The organism is Gordonia sp. SGD-V-85, from assembly GCF_001456905.1.
In the GTDB taxonomy this organism is placed as follows: domain Bacteria; phylum Actinomycetota; class Actinomycetes; order Mycobacteriales; family Mycobacteriaceae; genus Gordonia; species Gordonia hongkongensis.
This window is the reverse complement of sequence record NZ_LNQO01000016.1, coordinates 69356-89172: the sequence shown is the minus strand read 5'-3', so window position 1 is coordinate 89172 and position 19817 is coordinate 69356. Positions and strand designations below refer to the sequence as shown.

Below are 19817 nucleotides of genomic sequence, written 5' to 3'. Positions count from 1 at the left end.
GGCCGGAGCTTGCGGAGGCCGTCACGAAGGGTCCTGGTGAGATGCGTCGCCAAACCCTTCGTCGCTCGTCGCTATCGCTCCTCACACCTCAGGGAGCAATGAGAGACCGCGTCTTTCGGATTGGGGAGCATTGGGAGACCGCGTCTTTCGAATTGGGGAGCATTGGGAGACCGCGTCTTTCGGATTGGGGAGCAATGAGAGACCGCTTTTTTCCGATTGGGGAGCAATGGAGACCGCTTCTTTCGGATCAGGGAGCGGAAAGGGCGCGCCCTCCGCAAGCTCCGGAGCGCTGACTCACCAACCCAGGGTGACCGCGAGGCGCTCGCGGTGAAAGGTGCTGGTCCCCAGCAGTTGTGCGTCGGCGCGGGCCCGGCGGAAGTACAGCTGGCAGTCGTGCTCCCAGGTGAAACCGATGCCGCCGTGGAGCTGCAGGGCCTCGGCGCTGACGGTCCGATAGGCATCGCTGCACCAGGCCCGAGCGAGGGACGACGCCTCGGCGAGATCGTCGGCATCGACGGCGCGGGTCACCGCGGACCGTGACGACTCGACGAGGACGAGGAGGTCGGCCAGAGTGTGTTTGACCGCCTGGAAGCTGCCGATCGCGCGATCGAACTGCCGTCGCTCCTTGACGTAGTCGACGGTGCGATCGAGAATCCGTTGCGCGCCCCCGACCTGTTCTGCCGCGAGGACGATGCATGCGGCGTCGAGGGCGGGCAGGATGACGTCCGCCGGCGAGCCGACGGAATCGAGCCGGCGCACCGGCACCTCGGACAGCGTGACCGCGGCGTGCGCGCGGGACAGGTCGAGCGTGGGCAACGGGGTGGCCGACACCCCCGGATGGGTTGCGTCGCAGAGGAACAGCGCGGGACCGTCCGGGGTGTGCCCGGGTACGACGAACCAGCGCGCGCGGGCGGCGCCGAGAGCCGAGGCGACCACCCCGCTCACCGTTGCACCGGCAGTGCCCGACTCGATCTCGAACGGGATGGCGTAGGGGTCGTACCAACCATGCCGGTCGAGACCGAGGAGCGCGGCGGGGGCACCTTCGGCGATCTGCTCGAGAGCGTCGTCGGCGCCGCCGGACCGGACCAGCACCTGGGCGGCCAGCGCCGTCGACAGGAACGGGACCGGCAGCAGTCCGGCGCCCAGTTCCTCCGCGACGACGACGAGTTCGGCGAGGCCGCCCAACCCGCCGAGGGTCTCGGGGATGCCGATCGCGGCGACGCCGATCTGTTCGGCGAGCACCGACCACGCCCGGGCATCCCATCCCGGCCCGTCGGGGTCGAGGTCGCGGCACAGCGCCGGCCCGCCCAGCGAATCGACGGCGTCCCGGACAGCCAATCGTAGGTCGTCGAGTTCGGTTGCCATGAAAGACCTTTCAGTCAGCGTTGAGCACTGCCCGCGCGGCCGCCAGGCGGGCGACCGGCACGCGGCGCGGTGAGCACGACACGTAGTGCAAGCCGACCGAGTTCAAGAACTCGATCGACGACGGATCGCCACCGTGCTCGCCGCACACGCCGAGTTTGATCTCCGGTTTGGTGCTGCGCGCGAGGAGTACGGCCCGCGAGACCAGGGCGCCGACACCCTCGGGATCGAGGACCGCGAAGGGACTGTCGGTCAACAGCCCGTGTTCGAGGTAATGCGTGAGCATCGTCTTCTCCACGTCATCGCGCGAGAAGCCATAGGTGAGCTGGGTCAGGTCATTGGTGCCGAAGGACAGGAAGTCGGCGTCGTCGGCGAGTGATCCCGCCAGCAGGGCGGCGCGGGGTGTCTCGACCATGCTGCCCACCTTGTAGGGCACCGTGACCCCCGTGTCGGCGGTGACCGCCGCGGCCGCCTCGTGAACCTGGGCGATGGCTCGGCCCAGCTCTCCGGGCAGCGAGACGAGCGGGATCATCACCTCGAGTTGGGGAGTCAGGCCCTCGGCGGCGACGGCGACCCAGGCCCGGAACAGAGCCTCGGCCTGAGCGGGGTAGAGCCGCTTCTGGACCATCGCGAAACGTACGCCGCGCAACCCCAGCATCGGATTCGACTCGTGGGTGTCGGCGGCGCGTCGCGCCTCCTCCTCGGTGCGATACTGCCCGTCGGCGGGCAGGAACTCGTGCAGGGGGGCGTCGAGCAATCGCACCGTGATCGGCCGGTCACCGACGACGCGCAACAGCTCGGTGAAATCCGCCTCCTGCGCCGCGGTCAACGCGGCGATGGCCTCGATCTCCTCGGCCTCGGAGTCGGCGAGAACCAGGCGCTGCACGAGTGGTAGTTGATCGCCCAGGAACTGGTGTTCGGTGCGGCACAGCCCGATTCCCTCCGCTCCGAGGCGGAACGCGGTCGCGGCGTCCTCCGCGTTGTCGGCGTTGGCGCGCACGCCGAGGCGCCGGATGTCGTCGGCCCAGCCCAGCAACCGGTCCAGTTCGGCCGACGGTTCGGCGGGCCGGATCGTCACGGCGCCGCGGTACACGTGGCCGGTGCGGCCGTTGAGGGAGACGATCTCGCCCTCGGTCAGCGTCAGGTCGCCGTTGGTGACCGTGCCTGCGGCCCGGTCGATCCGGAGGGAGGTGGCGCCGCAGACCGCCGGTCGCCCGGCGCCGCGAGCGACGACGGCGGCGTGCGAGGCGAGTCCACCGTTGGAGGTCAGGACGGCGGTGGCCGCCAGCAAGGCGGGGACATCTGCGGGACTGGTCTCCGACGCCACGAGGATCACGTTGCGGCCCTGGGCCGCCCACTGCAGCGCGGTGTCGGCGCTGAGGGCGATCTCCCCGGTGGCCGCACCGGGTGACGCCGGGAGTCCCTGCGCCAGCAGCTGTTCCGAGCCGGTCAGTTTGATCTGCGGATGCAACAGGTCCTGCATCAGATCCGGGTCGAGCATCGCGACGGCCTCGCGGCGGCCGATGGCGTGGTCGTTGACCAGGTCGACGGCCAGGGTGGTGACGGCTCGCGGTCCGGGGTGCTCGACGGCTCCGGCGCTGAGCAGGGCCAGCTGGCGGTCGCGCACCTCGAACTCCACCTGGGCAACCCCACGCAGATGCGGCTCCAGGGTCGCGAAGATCTGGTCGAGGATGGCGGTCCCACCCGGCATCGAACCCAGCGGCTCGCCGGGACCGGGGTCGGGGTCGGTGCGCCGGACACCGAGATGGAAGACGCCATGAGGTGCGTACCGGCCGGTCTCGAGATCACGGCTCGTGGCCGATCCGTACCCCGATTCGTTCCACGACCCCAGGCGGAGGGCACGGAGGTGCAGGGCGATGCCGAGATCTTCGGGGAGCGACAGCGACCGACGGGCTCGCTGACCACGCGGCGAGGCCCAGCGCGCGAGCATGGCCCGCGCGGCCAGCCCGAGCTGTTCGGCCGGATCGGCAGGATAGGCCACTCCCGTCGACTCCTCGATCAGCTCCAGGAGGGCGGGTACCCGGGCGCGGCTGTCGCGGTGGTCGTCGACGACGTCGTCGAGGTCGTCGGGATCGACGTCGAGTGCGTGCTCGGCGACGAAGCGCAGCGTCTCCGCCCACGAGTCGAAGATGTCGCGGTCTCGGCCGATGACCTCGACGAGGGCATCGACGTTGCGGGTGGACAGGCCGATCACCGAGATGGCCGGCGGCAGCGCCGACACCGGCACCGGTGCGCTGCACCGCAGATGCATGAGCATGGGCCGGCGCTCGGTGCGCACGGCCGGCCAGATCCCGCGGACGGCGAGCTTCTCGAGGAGATCGATGGCGACGCCTGCGGTCTCGCGGTTGGCGAGCTCTTCACCCGCGCCGACGGGGATGGTGAGACCGGGTACGACGGGTAGGCCGAGTCCGACGAGGTTGTCCATCTCGACGCCGTGGACGCCGAGGTCGGCCGCGCCGAGACCTCGCGCGCGACCCTGGCCGTGCGGTACCGCGATACGGGTGAGCGTATGGACCGCGCTTTCGGAGAGGGTCATCCCGCGGCGCCCGCGACGAGCTCCTCTTCGAGTGCCTCGTCCTGCGCGCGAGTGAGACCGAGCAGCATCAGGACGTGCTGGTGGAGCCACATCCACACGGTGTGGTACCCGTCCGTCATCGGTGAGGTCAGCGAGGCGGTGTCCCCGTCGTCGAAACGCTCCAGGGCGACACGGAGCCGGTCCCGGTGGTCGAGGAGTTCCGGCGTGGTCTTGCCCGCCCGACGCAGGAGCTTGGAGACATCGGTGTGGATGTCCTCGAGCTGGTCGCGGATCCGTGCGTCGTACTGAGCGTCGGAGTGATCGTTCGCCGAGCCGTCGGGACGGCACTGCCATGCGGTGCACAGTTCGCGCAGTCGGCGGTTGACCGGCAGGAACGCGTGGAGGAAGTCCATCAGCGCCTGCTCCTGCTCGCTGTCCTCCGGGAGGCGCACGAGGCGGCCCGCCTCGGCGATGCCGGCCGGGGTCGGCATGACCATCGGGCCCTTCGCCGCGGCTTGCCCGGCATCGACGACCGCCTGCAGCTCCGCGCTGACCGGTCCGCGGTACATGCCCTTGATCACGAGTCCGACCAGCGCGTCTGCTGCGGTGGTCGGCGCCGAGATGTTGATCGCTAGGTCGTTCATGGTGCTCCTGCAGGCGAGGGTCGGGCCCCGGGTCGGGGCGGGTCTGTGCTGACCGGTGGGTGACCGGACAACCGGGTACTCCATTGCTGTGACGCTGCTCATAAACTACCCAAATAGTAGTTCATGTCAAGAAAGTTGGCCAAACTGTGAACAGAGTTAGCCTTCGAGGCACTTACTTGACATCGCATACGCTTTGGTCGCTACAGTTCACGTGTGACCGCCGACACTGTGCGGCCGACGGCTGAGAGGTGCGACATGAGCGAGGCGACGATCGCAGGCAACCCGGGGGCCGTCCCCGGAGGTGGGCCGGGAGCCGGCCGGGTCCCGGATCGGGACGAGCTCTACATCGGAGGACGGTGGGTGCCGTCATCCTCCGACGCCCGGATCGACATCCGGGAGGCCGCGACCGGTGAGATCCTCGCCCGGGTGCCGGACGGGGACGCCGCCGACTGCGACGCCGCGGTGGAGGCGGCATCGGTTGCCTTCGAGACCTGGTCGCAGGTGCCGGTGCCGGACCGGGTCGCCGTCCTCCGGCGCTTCGCCGACGAACTCGCCGCGCGCGAGGACGAGCTGGCAACCATCATGACGCGCGAGGTCGGCACGCCGATCAGCCGTTCGCGCGGCGTGCAGGTCGGCCTCGGGGTCGCGGTCTTCCGGACGATGGCCGATGCCCTGGAGGCATTGCCGCTCGAGGAACGTCGCGGGAACTCGCGCATCCTGCGGGTGCCGGCGGGTGTCGTCGGGGCCATCACGCCGTGGAACTATCCGCTGTATCAACTGGCGGCCAAGGTGGCGCCCGCGCTGGCGGCGGGGTGTACCGCGGTGGTCAAGCCCAGCAGCGTCGCACCGCTCGCGGCCTTCGCCGTCGCCGACATCGCCGACCTCATCGGTCTCCCGGCCGGCGTGCTCAATGTGGTGTCGGGTCCGGGCCGCGAGGTCGGACAGCGACTCGCAACCAATCCGGGGGTCGATCTGGTGAGTCTCACCGGCTCCACCTCGGCTGGGGCCACCGTTGCGGAACTCGCTGCATCAGGAATCAAGAAAGTGACCCTGGAGCTCGGCGGCAAATCGGCGTTCATCCTGGCTCCGGGTGCCGATCTCGACGCGGCCGTCGCCGCGGCCGTCCGCGGTTGCTTCGTCAACAACGGCCAGACGTGCGCGGCGACGACCCGACTGCTGGTGTCGCGGGACGACCTGTCCCCGGTTGAGCAGCGGGTGGCCGAGCTCGTGGGTGCCATGACCGTCGGCGATCCACTCGACCCGGCTGTCGACGTCGGTCCGATGGCCTCGGCCGGGCAGCGGCGTGTCGTGCTGGGTTTCCTGGAGTCCCTTCCGGGCGACGCGCGCGTGCTCGTCGGCGGTGCCGGTCTGGTGCCGGATCTCGACTCGAGGCTCGCCGGGGGCTACTTCGTCCGACCCACCGTCGTGAGCGGGGTCGACAACTCGGCGGAGATCGCCCGCGAAGAAGTGTTCGGTCCGGTCCTGACGATCCTGACGATCCTGACGTACTCCGACGTCGACGAGGCGGTGTCTATCGCGAACGACTCCGATTACGGGCTGTCCGGGGCGGTCTTCGCCGCCGACGACGACGCCGCGGTCGCGATCGCGCGACGGCTGCGTACGGGTCAGGTCGCGATCAACGGCGGCCGCTTCAACCCGATGGCTCCGTTCGGGGGCATGAAGAAGTCGGGCATCGGTCGTGAGCTCGGGCCCGACGGTCTCGAGGAGTACTTCGAGAAGATCTCGCTGCAGATGCCCGCGTGAGGGCTGCGAACGGAGAGGACCGACTCATGACCACCGACCACGAAGCGATCGTGTCGCTGATGGCGCGCTTCGCGCGCGGGATCGACCTGCGGGACTGGGAGCTCTATCGCTCGGTGTTCACCGACGAGATAGACATCGACTACTCGAGCTACCGGGCGGGCCATGCCGGCCGCTTCCGCGCCGACGACTGGGTACAGCGCGGCCGCATGCTCTTCCCCGGACTCGCGGCCTCGCAACACTTCCTGTCGAACTATGACATCACCGTCGACGCGGCGGCCGGCACCGGACGCGTGATCACGTATGTCCGGGCCGAGCACGTGCTGCCGAATGCGGGAGGCGACGCGATGTTCACGATCGGCGGCTACTACACCGACGACCTGGCGCGAGTGGACGGCGAGTGGCGGATCAGCGCGAAACGGCTGACGGTGCTGTGGAATTCGGGGAATCCACAGGTACTCGCGCTCGCGCGCGAACGAGCCGCCGAACTCCTCGCAACGACGGCTTAGAACTCGCGGACGGGCCGGCGGCCGTCCCATCCGTCGGCGGCCGCGGCGACCTTCGCATACAGCGCGAGGATCGACGGCGCGGGTTCGTAGATCTCGACCAGATGGCCGACGTCGGATCGGGTGTCATGGAATGCGAACGCATTTCCGCTCGAGGTCGTCGCCGTCAGCAGCGCCGGGTACCCGAGGGCGTCGAGGCGGGCCTGTTCGCCGGCGAACGAGGGCACGAACGTCGCGACATGATGGACCCGGCCGCGGTATGTGGTGGTGGCGGCGAACGCCGCCGGCGCCGCCGAATGGACCTCGACGAGTTCGACCTGCACGCTGCCCCACTGGCCGTAGGCCGACGAATGATCAAACTCGCCGGCTTCCGCACCGGCTCCGTGTGCGTGGTCTATCACGTTGCGGCGCAAAAAGAACGGTCCCGCGCCAGTCCGTTCCGAGAACCGCTCCGCGGCGACCGCGACATCGTCGACGAGGTAAGCGAGCTGGGCGATCGTGCCGAGGGTGGGACGCATGTGGACTCCTCATCGGAACTGGACAGCAGGTGCGGGAGGACTACTATGGTCCATGTAACACTAGTCAGATTAAAGTAACTAGAGGAGAGGGCGGGACCATGTCGTCGACACGCCTCGTCTCACTCGCGTCGCTGTCCGCGCTCGCGGTGCCACCGCCGCGGTTCATCGAATACGCGGCGGCCGGGGGATTCGACGCGGTCGGGGTGCGGGTGTCCGACCGGCCCGGTGAACGCGGGCATCTCCTGGCCGAGGGATCGCGTCTGCTCGCCGACACCCTCCTTGCTCTCGACGACCACGGACTGGCCGTGCTCGACGTCGAGGTCGTGAAGATCCACCCGGGTTCGTCGCGATCCGACTGGGAGCCCGTCTTGTTCGCGGGAGCCGCTCTCGGCGCCCGCTATCTCATCGCCACCGTTCTCGACGACGACGCCGACCGGGCGGGAGACAATCTCGCCGCACTCGCGCAGGCGGCTGCCCAGTTCGGCCTGCGCTGCTGCCTCGAACCCATGGTGTTCACCGCTGTCCGTGACCTGCGGGCAGGCCGGGCGCTGCTCGACGAATCGGGGGCCACCGAAGCCGGGCTGCTGCTGGACGCGCTGCACTGGTCGCGCGCGGGCGGGACCGTCGACGGACTCGGCGCCGAGGTCGAACGTGGGGGTATCCCGTACTGGCAGTTGTGCGACGCCCGCATGACCGGCCCGGCGCGCGACGACACCACCGCGATGACCGAGGCGCGCGGAAACCGACTGCCACCGGGTGCCGGTGCGCTCCCGTTGCGTCGACTGGCGGGGGCCCTGGGGCCGTCGGCGTCGGTCAGCGTCGAAGTCCCGTCGGCCCGCGGCGCCGCGGACCCGCGCCGCTGGGCGATCGAGCTGGGCACCGCCACCCGGCGCCTGCTGGCTCGCGTGCCGTCCGCGCCCGTCGGCTCCGAATCCACCGATCCCGACCGGTGTCCGACCCCTGGACACCACGATTCGAAAGTTCTGTCATGACCTCACACCCCAAGCGTCCGTTCCGCTTCGCCGCCCAGGTGTACCGATCCGAGACCGGTGCGCAGTGGCGGGACACCGCTCGCATGGTCGAGGACCTCGGGTACTCGGCTCTGCACGTGTCCGACCACTACATCGGACCCGGCCCGGCGCTGGACCCGACCGCCCACCGGCCGGTCACCCTCGCGCCGATCGCCAGCATGGCTGTCGCCGCCGAGGTCACCGATGAACTGGTGATCGGGTGCCGGATGTTCTGCGCCAGTTATCACGAGCCGGTCGCTCTCGCGAAAGAGGCTGCGACACTGGCGATGTTCGCCCCCGGCCGCATCGAGGTCGGGCTCGGTGCCGGTTGGCTCGGCGCCGAATACGAAGCGATGGGCGTACCGTTCCCGCCTGCTGGTGAACGGATCGACCGGTTGGCCGCGACGGTCGAGCTCTGCCAGCAGCAGTTCATCGGGAAACCGATCGACGTCGATCGCGGTGGGGTCCGCGCCACCGGGTTCGCGCCGCTCCCCGTGCCGGAGACGGCTCCGCCAATCATGATCGGCGGCGGCGCCCGACGCGTCCTCACGCTCGCCGGTGCCACCGCCGACATCGTCAGCATCAATTTCAACAACCGGTCGGGCAAACTCGGCTCCGACAGCGTGGCGACGTCCACGGTGGCCGAAACCCACAGGAAGCTCGACTGGGTCCGCGCCGGCGCCGGCGACCGCATGGACGACATCGAGCTCGAGACCGGCGCGTACTTCGTCGCGATCGACGGAGCCACCGACGTCACCGAGGAATCGCTCTGCGAACGAACCGGTTTCACGCCGGCCGAGCTGCGGTCGTTCCCGCACGCACTCGTCGGATCCGTCGACGACATCTGCGAGCAACTCGAGCAACGGCGCGAGGAGTTCGGGTTCTCCTACTTCACCATCGGCGACCGAGCGCTGGAACAGTTCGCCCCGGTCGTCGCCCGCATGACAGGGAAATGAGGAAGCGATGAGCACGACGACTGCGCCCCGCTATGTTCGGGTGGCCGAGCCGGGAGTGATCGAGACGAACAACGATGCCGACACGACGCCCGGGCCCGGCGAGGTGATCATCGACATCGGGTACTGCGGCATCTGTGCGACCGATACGCACGGCTACCAGTCCGCCGGCTTGCCGCCCGCGGTGTTCGGGCACGAATGGATGGGCACCGTCTCCGCGATCGGCGACGGGGTCTCGCATGTGTCGGTCGGGCAGCGTGTCGTCGCGGGTGTCGGACCGGCGTGCGGCGTGTGCGCCCAGTGCCGGGCCGGGTACGCCGATCACTGCGATCTGGCGTTCGCCGAGGCCAACGGCATCTCTCCGGGGGCGGCTGCCCACGGGGGTTTCGCGGACCGGCTGCGTGTCTCCGCGCGCCGTGCGATCCCGGTCCCCGACGCCCTGTCGGACATCGAGGCGGCGCTGATGGAGCCCGCCACCGTCACCTACCACGCGGTGCGTCGAGCACGAATCCCGTTGGGGGCCACCGCGGTGATCCAGGGTGCCGGTCCGATCGGCCTGCTCACCGCGCAGCACGCGCGGGCCGCGGGCGCCGGCCGCATCCTCGTGTCCGAGCCGTCGCAGGCCCGTCGCGACGCTGCGACAGCGCTCGGCTTCACCGATGTCGTCGACCCGTCCGAGCTGTCCCGGCGCCTCGAGGAAGTGAGCTCTGGGCTCGGCGCCGACGTCGTGTTCGAGTGCTCGGGGGTGGCCTCGTTGTTCCAGCCCAGCGCCGAACTCGTCCGGCGCGGTGGGACATTGGCGCTGCTCGGATACCCCGGCACCGATTCGTCGGTGAGCTACGGGGACTGGCAGAGCCGCGAGCTGACGGTCATCGGGTCTCTGGCGTACACGCACTCCGACTTCCTCGGTGCGATGACGCTCGTCGCCGAGGGGCGTATCGATGTCGCGTCGTTGCACACCGGGACGATCGGCCTCGGTGAGCTGGAATCGATGTTCGCCGAACTCGATTCGGGCCGTAGCTCGCACACCAAGGTGCTCGTCGACCCACGACGGTGATCCCTGTCCAACCCCTGCTCCCCGATCCTAAAGAACGACCCGCCCCCTGAGGTGCGAGCGAAGCGAGCCCACCCCTGCTCCCTGAGGTGCGAGCGAAGCGAGCCACGAAGGGCTCCGCAACCTGTCTCACCAGGCCCTTCGTGGCTCGTCGCTATCGCTCCTCACACCTCAGGGAGCAATGGGGTCGCTTCCTTCGGATTAGGGAGCAATGGTTATGTCGTTCTTTCGGATTAGGAGCGGAGGTGGGTCGCTATCGCTCCTCGCACCTCAGGGAGCAGGATGGTTGGTGCCTCTGCGAACAAGACGGTTCATCGAACAGCGCTGTGCGCCAACGCTGCCGGGGGTATGGTCTGGCCGCTGCCGCAGGTGGCACCGCCGTCGACCGGGATGGTGGCGCCGGTGACGAACGAGGCCAGCGGCGAGGCGAGGAACGCGATCACCTCGGCGACCTCGTCGGCCGTGCCCCAGCGTTGCAGTGGAACCATCCGACGCAGGGACTCGTAGCGTTCGGGGGTGTTGACCGCGATGCGTCGAGTCATTCCGGTCTCGATGGGGCCGGGGCAGACCGAGTTGACCCGGATGCCGTCGACGGCGAGGTCGAGGGCCAGTGACCGGGCGAGGTTGACCGCGCCGGCCTTCGCCGCGGCGTACGGCCAGCGGTTGGGTTCGCCGCCCAGGGCCGTCGCCGACGCCGTCACCACCACCGCACCGCCCCCCGATCGCCGGAACGCGGGGATTGCCTCGCGCACACCGAGAACCACCGACCGGAGGTTGACGTCGAGGGATCGGTCGAAGACGTCGAGGTCCAGGGTCTCGATGGACCCGGAAGCGGGGACCCCGGCATTGAGGATCAACGCGTCGAGCCGGCCGAAGCGCTGTTCCGCCGTCTCGACCGCGCGCCGGTTGTCCTCGGCCGACGTCACATCCCCCACGAGCGGGACGATCCGCGGCCGGTCCGCGAGCTCGTCCAGAACCGCAGGCGAGTTGTCGATCGCGACAACCAAACTCCCGCGACCGACCAAGAGCTCGGTCACCGCACGGCCGATGCCCGAGCCGGCACCGGTCACGATGGCGACGGTGCCGGACACGGTCTCGGTCTCGGTCATTCGGAGTCCATCTCGATGATCGCCCGGCCGACGATCTCGCCGCGGGCGAGGGCCTGGTAGGCCTCGTCGACCTCGTCGAGGCGGTAGCGGCGGGTGATCACACGTTCCGGCTCCACGATCCCGCCGGCGACCATGCGCAGCAGCGCCGGCATGTCACGTCGTGCCTTCGCGCCATAGGAACCGCGGATCTGCAGGCTGCGGCGCACGAGACGGGCCAGATCGAGCTCACCGGGCGTGCCGGCCGGCGCGATCCCGACGACCACGGCGCGGCCCCCGTCGTCGAGGATGTCCAGCGCGGTCGCGAAGGTGCTCGGGTGCCCGAGGGCCTCGAAGGCGACGTCGACGCCGTGGCCGTCCGTCAGTGCCCGTACCTCGGCGACGACGTCGGTGTCGCGCGAGTTCACGGTGTGGGTCGCACCGAGCTCGGCCACCGCTTTGAGCTTGTCGTCGTTGACGTCGATCGCGATGATCTGGGCGACTCCAGCCGCTGCCGCGAATTGGACGATCGACGATCCCACGCCGCCGGCCGCCACGACGGCGATGCGGTCGGCCAGCCGCAGCTCGGCGTTGGTCACGGCACCGAGCGCGGTGAACGAACTGCAGCCGAGGATGGAAACCTCACCCAGTCCGACCCCGTCGGGGACGACGAAGGCGTCCGAGGCGGGAACGACACAGTATTCGGCGAGTCCGCCCATCGAGTACATCGCCAGCGGGGTGCCGTCGGCGCGGGCCAACCGGGTCTCGCCGTCGTAGAGCGTGCCCTTGAGCCGGTTGTGGGCGAAGAACTTCTCGCACAGATCGTCCAGTCCGCGCGCGCAGTGGCGACACTCGCCGCACGGCATGATGAAGCTGCACACGACCCGATCGCCCACCGCGAGGGTGTCGACGCCGTCGCCGAGTTCCTCGACCACGCCGGAGACCTCGTGGCCGAGGACCGCGGGAGCGGGGAAGTTCACCTCGGACTTCAGCACGTGCAGGTCGGTGTGACAGACCCCGCACGCGGTGACCTTGAGCAGGATCTCGCCACGACGGGGCGTCGGCCGCGGGATCTCCTCGACGGCGAGTGTCGGTGTACTGCCCTCCCAGACAGCAGCTTTCATGATGCGTTCTCCTTCTGGGGCCGGGCGACGCCCGACGAGTCGGGCACCGCGGTGCTGTCGTCGCGCACGAGCTGGATCAGCGGCGCCAGCCGCTCGGGCATGGTGGCCCAGTCCTCCGGCGACCGGATGTCGTCGGAGAAATTGCATTCGATGATGAAGTGTTCCGCACCGACCGCCTTCGCGGTGGCGATATCGGCGGCCACACCGTCGATGCCCTGTCCGCCGGATCCCACCGGGTCGGTGGGGCGCTGGAGGTAGGACCGCAGGAACAGCCGTACCGGCGCCCGTCCGGCGGGACGCTGCGCGGCCATCCCGTCGAGCTGGGCTTGCAGGGCCTCGGCCGTGCCGCTGCTGGGATTCCAGATGTCGAACAGTGCCGCGGTGCGGGCGAGACCGCGTTCGGACCGCAGCCCGGACAGCAGCGGCGGATGTGGTGTCTGGACCGGTTTCGGCCGCACGGTCGAGGTCGGGATGGTGAAGAACTCCCCCTCGAACTCGACGGGATCCGGTCCCCAGCACGCCTGGACGGCGCGGACGAGTTCGTCCATACGGCGCCCGCGCGTCCGGGGGTCGACGTCCATGAGTCGATGTTCTTCGTCGGACCAGCCGACGCCCAGCCCGGCGACGAGACGTCCGCCGGAGAGCACGTCGAGAGTGGCCAGGCGCTGTGCGAGTTCGACCGGGCGGTGGTACCCGGCGACCAGGATGCTGCTCCCGATCAGCGCCCGTCGGGTGCACGACGCGACGAATGCCATGAGCTCGGTGGCGCCGAGCACCGAACGGTAGGCGGGATGCACCGCCGTGGTGTGCCGGCCGCCGTAGACCGACGCGTTCTGCTCGGAGTAGAAGAGGTGTTCCTGCGCCCACAGTCCGGTGAAGCCGTGTTCCTCGGCGGCGACCGCGAAGTCGCGGACCGCCGCGGCATCGACGTGCTCGCCGAGCTGAGGAAGGGCGAGCCCGATCGTCGTGCCGCGGGCCCCGTCAGTCGTTGCCATCAGAGAATCGTCACCGACCCGGTGTTGCCGTCGACCTCGATCATCGCGCCGTCCGGGATGCGGGCCGTCGCGTCCTGAACCGAAACGGCGCACGGTATGCCGAGCTCACGACACACGATGGACGAGTGGGTGATCGTTGCGCCGACATTGACGACGACACCGCCCGCGAAGACGAACAACGGCGTCCAGGCGGGGTCGGTCTGCGGCGCGACGAGGATGTCGCCTTCCTCCAGCTGTTCGGCCTCATACGGGTCGTGCAGGATTCGCGCGCGTCCCCGGGCGACACCCGGGGCACCGCCGACACCGGAGAGGACGTCACCGGGCACCGCGGGGTCCACCCGCTGCCCAGTGCGCCGGGGCCACTGCGAGAGGGGGAGCGGTTCGAACAGGAAGAACGGCGGTTGCAGATCGAACAGGGCGAGATACTGCTCGCGTCGCTCCTTGATGGTGTCCGCGAACGACTCCGGTTCGGCGACGAAGCGATCGAGCTCGTCGTCGACGAGCATCGTGATGTCGTGATGGTCGTCCATGACCCCGCGCCCGACCATCCGGTGTCCGAGTTCGTAGAGGGCGGCCCGCATCTCACCCATGATCTTCACGCACGCGGTCTTCGTGCGCTCCCGCCACGGCATGAACTTGGTGATCGACTTCGCCGCGTTGCGGAACGCGGTGGCCGACTCCGCGTCGGGCATCTTGGCGGCGAGTTCCTCGGTGAGGGCGAGTCGCTTGTCCTGATTGCGGCGCAGGATCGCTTCGGGATCGGCCTCCGGCGGGCTGTTGCGCATCCCGTTGATGGCCATCAGTGCCAGCACGGGTTTGGTCTCCCAGCTGTCCGATCGGATGTCCCATTCGTTCGGTGCGCGCGAGCCGTACCGGTAGAGGAAGTCGTCGAACTCCTCTCGGAACTTCGCGGCGTCGGCGGAGTCACTCGCGGTGATCGTGTCGAGGGCGGTCGCGAGTCCGTTGTCGAAGATCCCGGTCAGCTCGGAGGAACCGGCGACGAGGCGCCCGAGCTTCCACATCGCATACGACGGGGCGGCCGAGTCCACGCCGCCCAGTCCGCTGAGCAGATCGCCGAGTTTGTCTGCCTCGCCGATGGTTTCGAGGAGTTGACCGGCCACGGCCGGACCCATCGTCGACAGCGTCGTGGTGACCGGGTGATAGGCGTAGCAGTAGATGAGGTCGGGGAGCAGCGAGCGAGCGTGCTCGACGAGTTCGGCATCGCTCATCGCGGCGAGATCGGGACGCTGGTCCCGTGCCCGGTCGGCGCGCCGCTTGGCCTCCTCGGCTTCGGGGAACTCATCGGTCGTGAGAGCCCAGGCGGTCTTCTCGGCGAGACCGGCCGTCAGTTCGGCGTTCTCGTCGCCCGGCTTGGGTACGTACTCGGGGATGTCGGGGTGGTCGCCCACCCACAGGCTGTTCCACACCGGCACGGTCAGCCCCGGGAGCCGGGCGCCGTTGAGCTCGGTCATCGAGAAGTTCGTGTAGTGGTAGCCGCCGAAGTTGCCGATGATCTCGGGCATCACCTCGTCGATCTCCTCGGCAAGGTGAGTGCCGAGGTTGTCGACGTAGCCCTGGCGCCAGCCGATGTTGAGGCCCTTGTTCCAGACCATCGTGACGTTCAGCGGACTCGACGGGTCGGGCAGCACTTCGCCGGCGTTGGCGCGTGTGTACACCGGGTATCGGCTGCTGAACTCCCAGTCGGTGATCCAGCGATCGATGTCGACCGCCCCCGCGGACTGCTCGTCACTCATGTGTTCCTCCTCATCGAGGTGACAGGCTGTATGTCAAGTCACACTATAGAAACCTGCGACAGATGGAAACATGTACAGAGATATTTCTCAGCAGTTTGAGGGTAAAGACTCCGCCAGTTGCGGCGCTAAGTAACTTTACTGCGAATAGAGTAACCTGACGTCAGGCCCAGAGATGTGGGTCACATCCTTCCCGCGCCGCCCGCTTCTCGCGTGGCTACTTCCGGCGCATCCGGTGACGAAAGGAAACCCATGTTCGAGAAGGTGCTGGTCGCGAACAGAGGCGAGATCGCGGTACGGGCTTTTCGTGCCGCGGTCGAGCTCGGCGCGAGCACGGTGGCCGTCTACCCCCACGAGGACCGCAACTCCGTTCATCGGGCCAAGGCGTTCGAAGCCTACGAGATCGGCGAACGCGGGCATCCGGTCCGCGCGTACCTCTCGGTCGACGAGATGGTCCGCGTCGCGGCGACGTCCGGAGCCGATGCGGTGTACCCCGGGTACGGCTTCCTCTCCGAGAACGCTGAGCTGGCCCGGGCGTGTGCGACCCGGCAGATCACCTTCATCGGCCCGTCCGCCGAGGTGCTCGAACTCGCCGGCGACAAGTCCCGGGCCGTGGCGGCCGCCGCCGAGGCCGGTCTCCCGGTGCTGACCTCGTCGACCCCGTCGAGTGATGTCGACGAGCTCGTGGCCGCGGCTGATGCGGTCGGTTTCCCCTTGTTCGTCAAGGCGGTCGCCGGTGGTGGCGGGCGCGGCATGCGTCGCGTCGATGAGCCGTCGCGGCTGCGCGGGGCGATCGAGGCGGCCTCGCGCGAGGCCACGACGGCCTTCGGTGACGGCACGGTCTTCCTGGAGCGAGCGGTGGTCGACGCCCGGCACATCGAGGTGCAGATCCTCGGGGACGCCACCGGCGAGGTCATCCATCTCTACGAACGCGACTGTTCGCTCCAGCGCCGCCACCAGAAGGTCGTCGAGGTGGCCCCCGCACCCGCGCTCGACCCGGCTGTCCGTGATCGGATCTGTTCGGATGCAGTGGCTTTCGCCAGGCACATCGGGTACACCTGCGCCGGGACCGTCGAGTTCCTGCTCGGTTCCGACGGTCGGCACGTGTTCATCGAGATGAACCCGCGCATCCAGGTGGAACACACGATCACCGAGGAGATCACCGACGTCGATCTCGTCGCCACCCAGATGCAGATCGCATCCGGTGCGACGCTGCGGGAGCTGGGACTGACCCAGGATTCGATCGAGATCCGCGGCGCGGCAGTGCAATGTCGCATCACGACCGAGGACGTGACCGACGGCTTCCGGCCCGACACCGGGCGGATCACCGCCTACCGCACGCCCGGTGGCTCGGGTGTCCGTCTGGACGGGAGCGTCGGACTGGGGTCCGAGATCGGCTCCCACTTCGACTCGATGCTCGTGAAGCTGACCTGTCGCGGCCGGGACCTGGAGACCGCGCGGGCGCGCGCACGTCGTGCGATCGCCGAGTTCCGGGTCCGGGGCGTCGCCACCAACATCCCGTTCCTGCAAGCGGTTCTGGCCGACGACGACTTCGGCGCGTGGCGGGTCACCACCTCGTTCATCGAATCCCGACCGGACCTGCTCGAGCAGCACGCCTCCGCCGACCGCGGTACCCGGATTCTGCGGTATCTCGCCGACGTCACCGTGAACCGACCGCACGGCGAGCGGCCGTCCGCGGTGTACCCGGTCGACAAACTGCCGGCGATCGACCTCACGTCCCCACCGCCGCCGGGGTCCCGCGATCGACTCCGGGAGCTGGGGCCGGACGGTTTCGCCGCCGAGCTCCGTGCGTCGACGGCACTCGCGCTGACCGACACCACCTTCCGCGACGCGCATCAGTCGCTGCTCGCCACCCGCGTCCGCAGCCGCGACCTGGTGACCGTCGCACCGCACGTCGCGCGGATGACCCCACAGCTGTGGTCGGTCGAGGCGTGGGGTGGGGCGACCTACGACGTCGCACTGCGATTCCTCAAGGAGGATCCCTGGGAACGCCTGGCGGCCCTGCGCACGGCGATGCCCAACGTCTGCCTGCAGATGCTGTTGCGCGGCAAGAACACCGTCGGGTACACGCCGTACCCGGTGGAGGTGAACGACGCATTCGTCCGCGAGGCGGCGGCCACGGGCGTCGACGTGTTCCGGATCTTCGACGCGTTGAACAACATCGACGCGATGCGGCCGGCCATCGACGCGGTGCGGGAGACGGGGACCGCGGTGGCGGAGGTGGCCATGTCCTACACCGGCGACCTCTCTGATCCCGGCGAGACCCTGTACACCCTGGACTACTACCTGAAGCTGGCCGAACGGATCGTCGACGCGGGCGCACACGTCCTGGCGATCAAGGACATGGCGGGCCTGTTGCGCCCGGCCGCGGCGTCGACCCTGGTGCGCGCCCTGCGGTCGCGGTTCGACCTGCCCGTCCATCTGCACAGCCACGACACCGCCGGCGGGCAGCTGGCGACCTACCTCGCCGCCTGGGAGGCCGGGGTGGACGCGGTGGATGGGGCGAGCGCACCGCTGGCCGGCACGACGAGTCAGCCACCGTTGTCGGCGATCGTCGCCGCGACGGCGAACACCGACCGCGACACCGGGATCGACCTCGCGGCCTGCTGCGCTCTCGAGCCATATTGGGAGGCGGTCCGGGCGGCGTACTCGCCGTTCGACACGGGCTTGCCGGCACCCACCGGCCGGGTCTATGCCCACGAGATCCCCGGCGGCCAGCTGTCCAACCTGCGGCAGCAGGCCCTGGCATTGGGGCTGGCGGACCGGTTCGAGGACATCGAGGCGGCCTACGCGGGCGCCGACACCGTGCTCGGGCGACTGATCAAGGTGACACCGTCGTCGAAGGTCGTCGGCGATCTCGCGCTGGCACTCGTCGGCGCCGGTGCGAGCGCCGTCGAGTTCGCGGACGACCCGACGGCCTACGACATCCCGGACTCGGTGGTGGACTTCCTGCGGGGCGATCTGGGCGAACCCGCGGGCGGGTGGCCGGAGCCGCTGCGCACGCGCGCCCTCGAGGGCCGCACCGACCCCCGCCCGGTGACCGCCCTGACCGAGAGCGACCTCGCGGCGCTCGCCGGTACGTCGGCGGAGCGTCGTGATGCGCTCAACCGGTTGCTGTTCCCCGGACCGAATCGCGAGTACCGCGAGCACCGCGAGACCTACGGTGACACGTCTCGGCTGTCCACCAACCAGTTCTTCTACGGTCTGCGTCAGGACGAAGAGCATCGCGTGGAGCTGGCGAAGGGCGTCGAACTGCTCATCGGGCTCGAGGCGATCTCCGACCCGGACGAGTCCGGGATGCGCAACGTGCTCTGCATCCTCAACGGGCAACTGCGGCCGGTTCGGGTGCGCGACCGCTCGGTCGAGTCGACGACACGCACCGCGGAGAAGGCCGATCCCGCGGTACCGGGGCAACTCGCCGCACCCTTCGCCGGTGTGGTGACGCTCTCGGTGAAGGAGGGCGACGAACTCCGCCGGGGTGAACCGATCGGCACGATCGAGGCGATGAAGATGGAGGCCTCGATCTCCGCGCCGGTCACCGGGATCGTGCAGCGTGTCGCGGTGTCGGGATCGACCGAGGTCGACGGCGGGGATCTCCTGCTGACCATCGCGACGGACTGACGTTTGTCGGGTCCGCGCTGTGCCGGCGCGGACCCGACGTCGTCACTTGCGTGCGAGGTCGGCGACCTGGGCCTCCACCGCGGTCTTGGAGTCGGGGTGTTCGGACAGTCGCACGGTGAAGGACTGCTCGAGCTCGTAACCGCGACGGATGTCGAGATCTTCGCAGCCGTTCAGGGATTGTTTGGCGAGCACGATGGCGTGCCTGCTCTTCTCCGCGATGGAGCGCGCGCGGGCGGTCGCGATCTCCAGGAGATCGTCGTGGGCGACGACCTCGATCGGTGCTCCCCACCGCTCCAGGGTCGACGCGTCGACCGGTTCGGCGGTGAGGAACATGCGGCGCATTGCCTGCTGGGGCAACATGCGGGCGGTGAAGCGACCACCGCCGAGGACCCCGACGTTCATCTCGGGCAGTCCGAAGGTGGCGCGTTCGGACGCGACCACGAGGTCGGAGAGCGCGACGAGTCCGAACCCGCTTCCCAGGGCCGGGCCGTTCACCGCGGACACCACGGGGAGGTGACACTCGCGCACGCTGAACAGCGCCCGCCGGGCCCGCCGCATCGCGATGTCGCCGCTGACGGTGGACATCGTCCGGAACTCGTTGATGTCGTTGCCCGCGCTGAAGATGCGGCCCTGACCGGTCAGCACGATCACGCGCACGTCCTGGTCGTCGGACAGCGCGTCGAACGTCGCCGCGATGTCCTCGTACATCTGCCCGTCGATGGCGTTGACCTTGCCCCGCGAGAGCTCGACGAGTGCGATACCGGGCTGGTGCACGGTGACGGAGAGGTTCCCGGAGGCCGGGGAGGTGGTCTGCATGGGTGCCTATCTGTCGTGGACTGCGCCGACGGGCGGTCGGGGCCCCGGCGCGAGCGAACG

15 protein-coding genes are annotated in these 19817 nt (G+C 69.2%); 6 read left to right on the top strand and 9 right to left on the bottom strand.

What is annotated here, in order from left to right; translation table 11 throughout:
• Positions 1-294: 294 nt before the first annotated feature.
• From AS181_RS17630 to AS181_RS17620, 3 genes are read right to left on the bottom strand one after another with little or no spacing between them, the layout of a single operon-like run.
• Positions 295-1365: an acyl-CoA dehydrogenase family protein gene (locus tag AS181_RS17630; protein ID WP_058252840.1), complete on the bottom strand. Its 1071-nt coding sequence runs from the start codon at positions 1363-1365 to the stop codon at positions 295-297.
• Positions 1366-1375: 10 nt separating this feature from the next.
• On the bottom strand, positions 1376-3919 hold the full coding sequence (locus AS181_RS17625; protein WP_058252839.1) for a putative PEP-binding protein: 2544 nt from the start codon (positions 3917-3919) through the stop codon (positions 1376-1378).
• Complete coding sequence (locus AS181_RS17620; RefSeq protein ID WP_058252838.1) at positions 3916-4542, bottom strand: hypothetical protein; 627 nt, start codon at positions 4540-4542, stop codon at positions 3916-3918. The genes AS181_RS17625 and AS181_RS17620 overlap by 4 nt, the downstream gene beginning before the upstream one ends.
• Positions 4543-4797: 255 nt before the next feature.
• Here AS181_RS17620 and AS181_RS17615 point away from each other — a divergent pair, with 255 nt between their 5' ends.
• Both AS181_RS17615 and AS181_RS17610 read left to right on the top strand, forming a co-directional pair.
• Positions 4798-6306 (top strand): aldehyde dehydrogenase family protein, encoded by a 1509-nt coding sequence (locus tag AS181_RS17615; protein ID WP_082652968.1) that lies wholly within the window; start codon positions 4798-4800, stop codon positions 6304-6306.
• Between the two features lie 26 nt (positions 6307-6332).
• A complete protein-coding gene (locus AS181_RS17610; RefSeq protein ID WP_058252837.1) occupies positions 6333-6812 on the top strand; it encodes a nuclear transport factor 2 family protein in 480 nt (159 codons plus the stop codon).
• Here the strand turns inward: AS181_RS17610 and AS181_RS17605 are convergent.
• Positions 6809-7327, bottom strand: a complete 519-nt coding sequence (locus tag AS181_RS17605) for a VOC family protein (protein WP_058252836.1) — start codon at positions 7325-7327, stop codon at positions 6809-6811. The two genes, AS181_RS17610 and AS181_RS17605, sit on opposite strands and share 4 nt — an antisense overlap.
• A 98-nt stretch (positions 7328-7425) precedes the next feature.
• On the opposite strand from AS181_RS17605, the gene AS181_RS17600 reads away from it, so the two are divergent.
• From AS181_RS17600 to AS181_RS17590, 3 genes are read left to right on the top strand one after another with little or no spacing between them, the layout of a single operon-like run.
• Positions 7426-8319, top strand: coding sequence for a sugar phosphate isomerase/epimerase family protein (locus tag AS181_RS17600; RefSeq protein WP_058252835.1), 894 nt, complete (start codon positions 7426-7428; stop codon positions 8317-8319).
• The gene (locus tag AS181_RS17595; protein ID WP_058252834.1) at positions 8316-9293 is read left to right on the top strand and encodes a TIGR03621 family F420-dependent LLM class oxidoreductase; all 978 of its coding nucleotides are present in this window, start codon (positions 8316-8318) and stop codon (positions 9291-9293) included. The genes AS181_RS17600 and AS181_RS17595 overlap by 4 nt, the downstream gene beginning before the upstream one ends.
• A gap of 7 nt (positions 9294-9300) precedes the next feature.
• Positions 9301-10347, top strand: a complete 1047-nt coding sequence (locus AS181_RS17590) for a zinc-dependent alcohol dehydrogenase (RefSeq protein ID WP_058252833.1) — start codon at positions 9301-9303, stop codon at positions 10345-10347.
• A gap of 308 nt (positions 10348-10655) precedes the next feature.
• Here the strand turns inward: AS181_RS17590 and AS181_RS17585 are convergent, their stop codons facing one another.
• From AS181_RS17585 to AS181_RS17570, 4 genes are read right to left on the bottom strand one after another with little or no spacing between them, the layout of a single operon-like run.
• Positions 10656-11453, bottom strand: coding sequence for an SDR family NAD(P)-dependent oxidoreductase (locus AS181_RS17585; protein WP_058252832.1), 798 nt, complete (start codon positions 11451-11453; stop codon positions 10656-10658).
• Complete coding sequence (locus AS181_RS17580; RefSeq protein WP_058252831.1) at positions 11450-12553, bottom strand: zinc-binding dehydrogenase; 1104 nt, start codon at positions 12551-12553, stop codon at positions 11450-11452. The genes AS181_RS17585 and AS181_RS17580 overlap by 4 nt, the downstream gene beginning before the upstream one ends.
• Positions 12550-13548 carry a TIGR03619 family F420-dependent LLM class oxidoreductase gene (locus tag AS181_RS17575; protein WP_058252830.1) on the bottom strand — a complete coding sequence of 333 codons (999 nt, stop codon included), beginning with the start codon at positions 13546-13548 and terminating at the stop codon, positions 12550-12552. Before AS181_RS17575 ends, AS181_RS17580 begins: the two co-directional genes overlap by 4 nt.
• Positions 13548-15302 (bottom strand): PEP-utilizing enzyme, encoded by a 1755-nt coding sequence (locus AS181_RS17570; protein WP_058252829.1) that lies wholly within the window; start codon positions 15300-15302, stop codon positions 13548-13550. Before AS181_RS17570 ends, AS181_RS17575 begins: the two co-directional genes overlap by 1 nt.
• A gap of 249 nt (positions 15303-15551) precedes the next feature.
• Here AS181_RS17570 and AS181_RS17565 point away from each other — a divergent pair, with 249 nt between their 5' ends.
• Entirely contained in the window at positions 15552-18941 is a 3390-nt protein-coding gene (locus tag AS181_RS17565) for a pyruvate carboxylase (RefSeq protein WP_058252828.1), read from the top strand.
• 42 nt (positions 18942-18983) lie between these two features.
• Here AS181_RS17565 and AS181_RS17560 read toward each other — a convergent pair whose 3' ends face one another.
• Complete coding sequence (locus AS181_RS17560) at positions 18984-19757, bottom strand: enoyl-CoA hydratase-related protein (RefSeq protein ID WP_058252827.1); 774 nt, start codon at positions 19755-19757, stop codon at positions 18984-18986.
• Between the last annotated feature and the right edge of the window lie 60 nt (positions 19758-19817).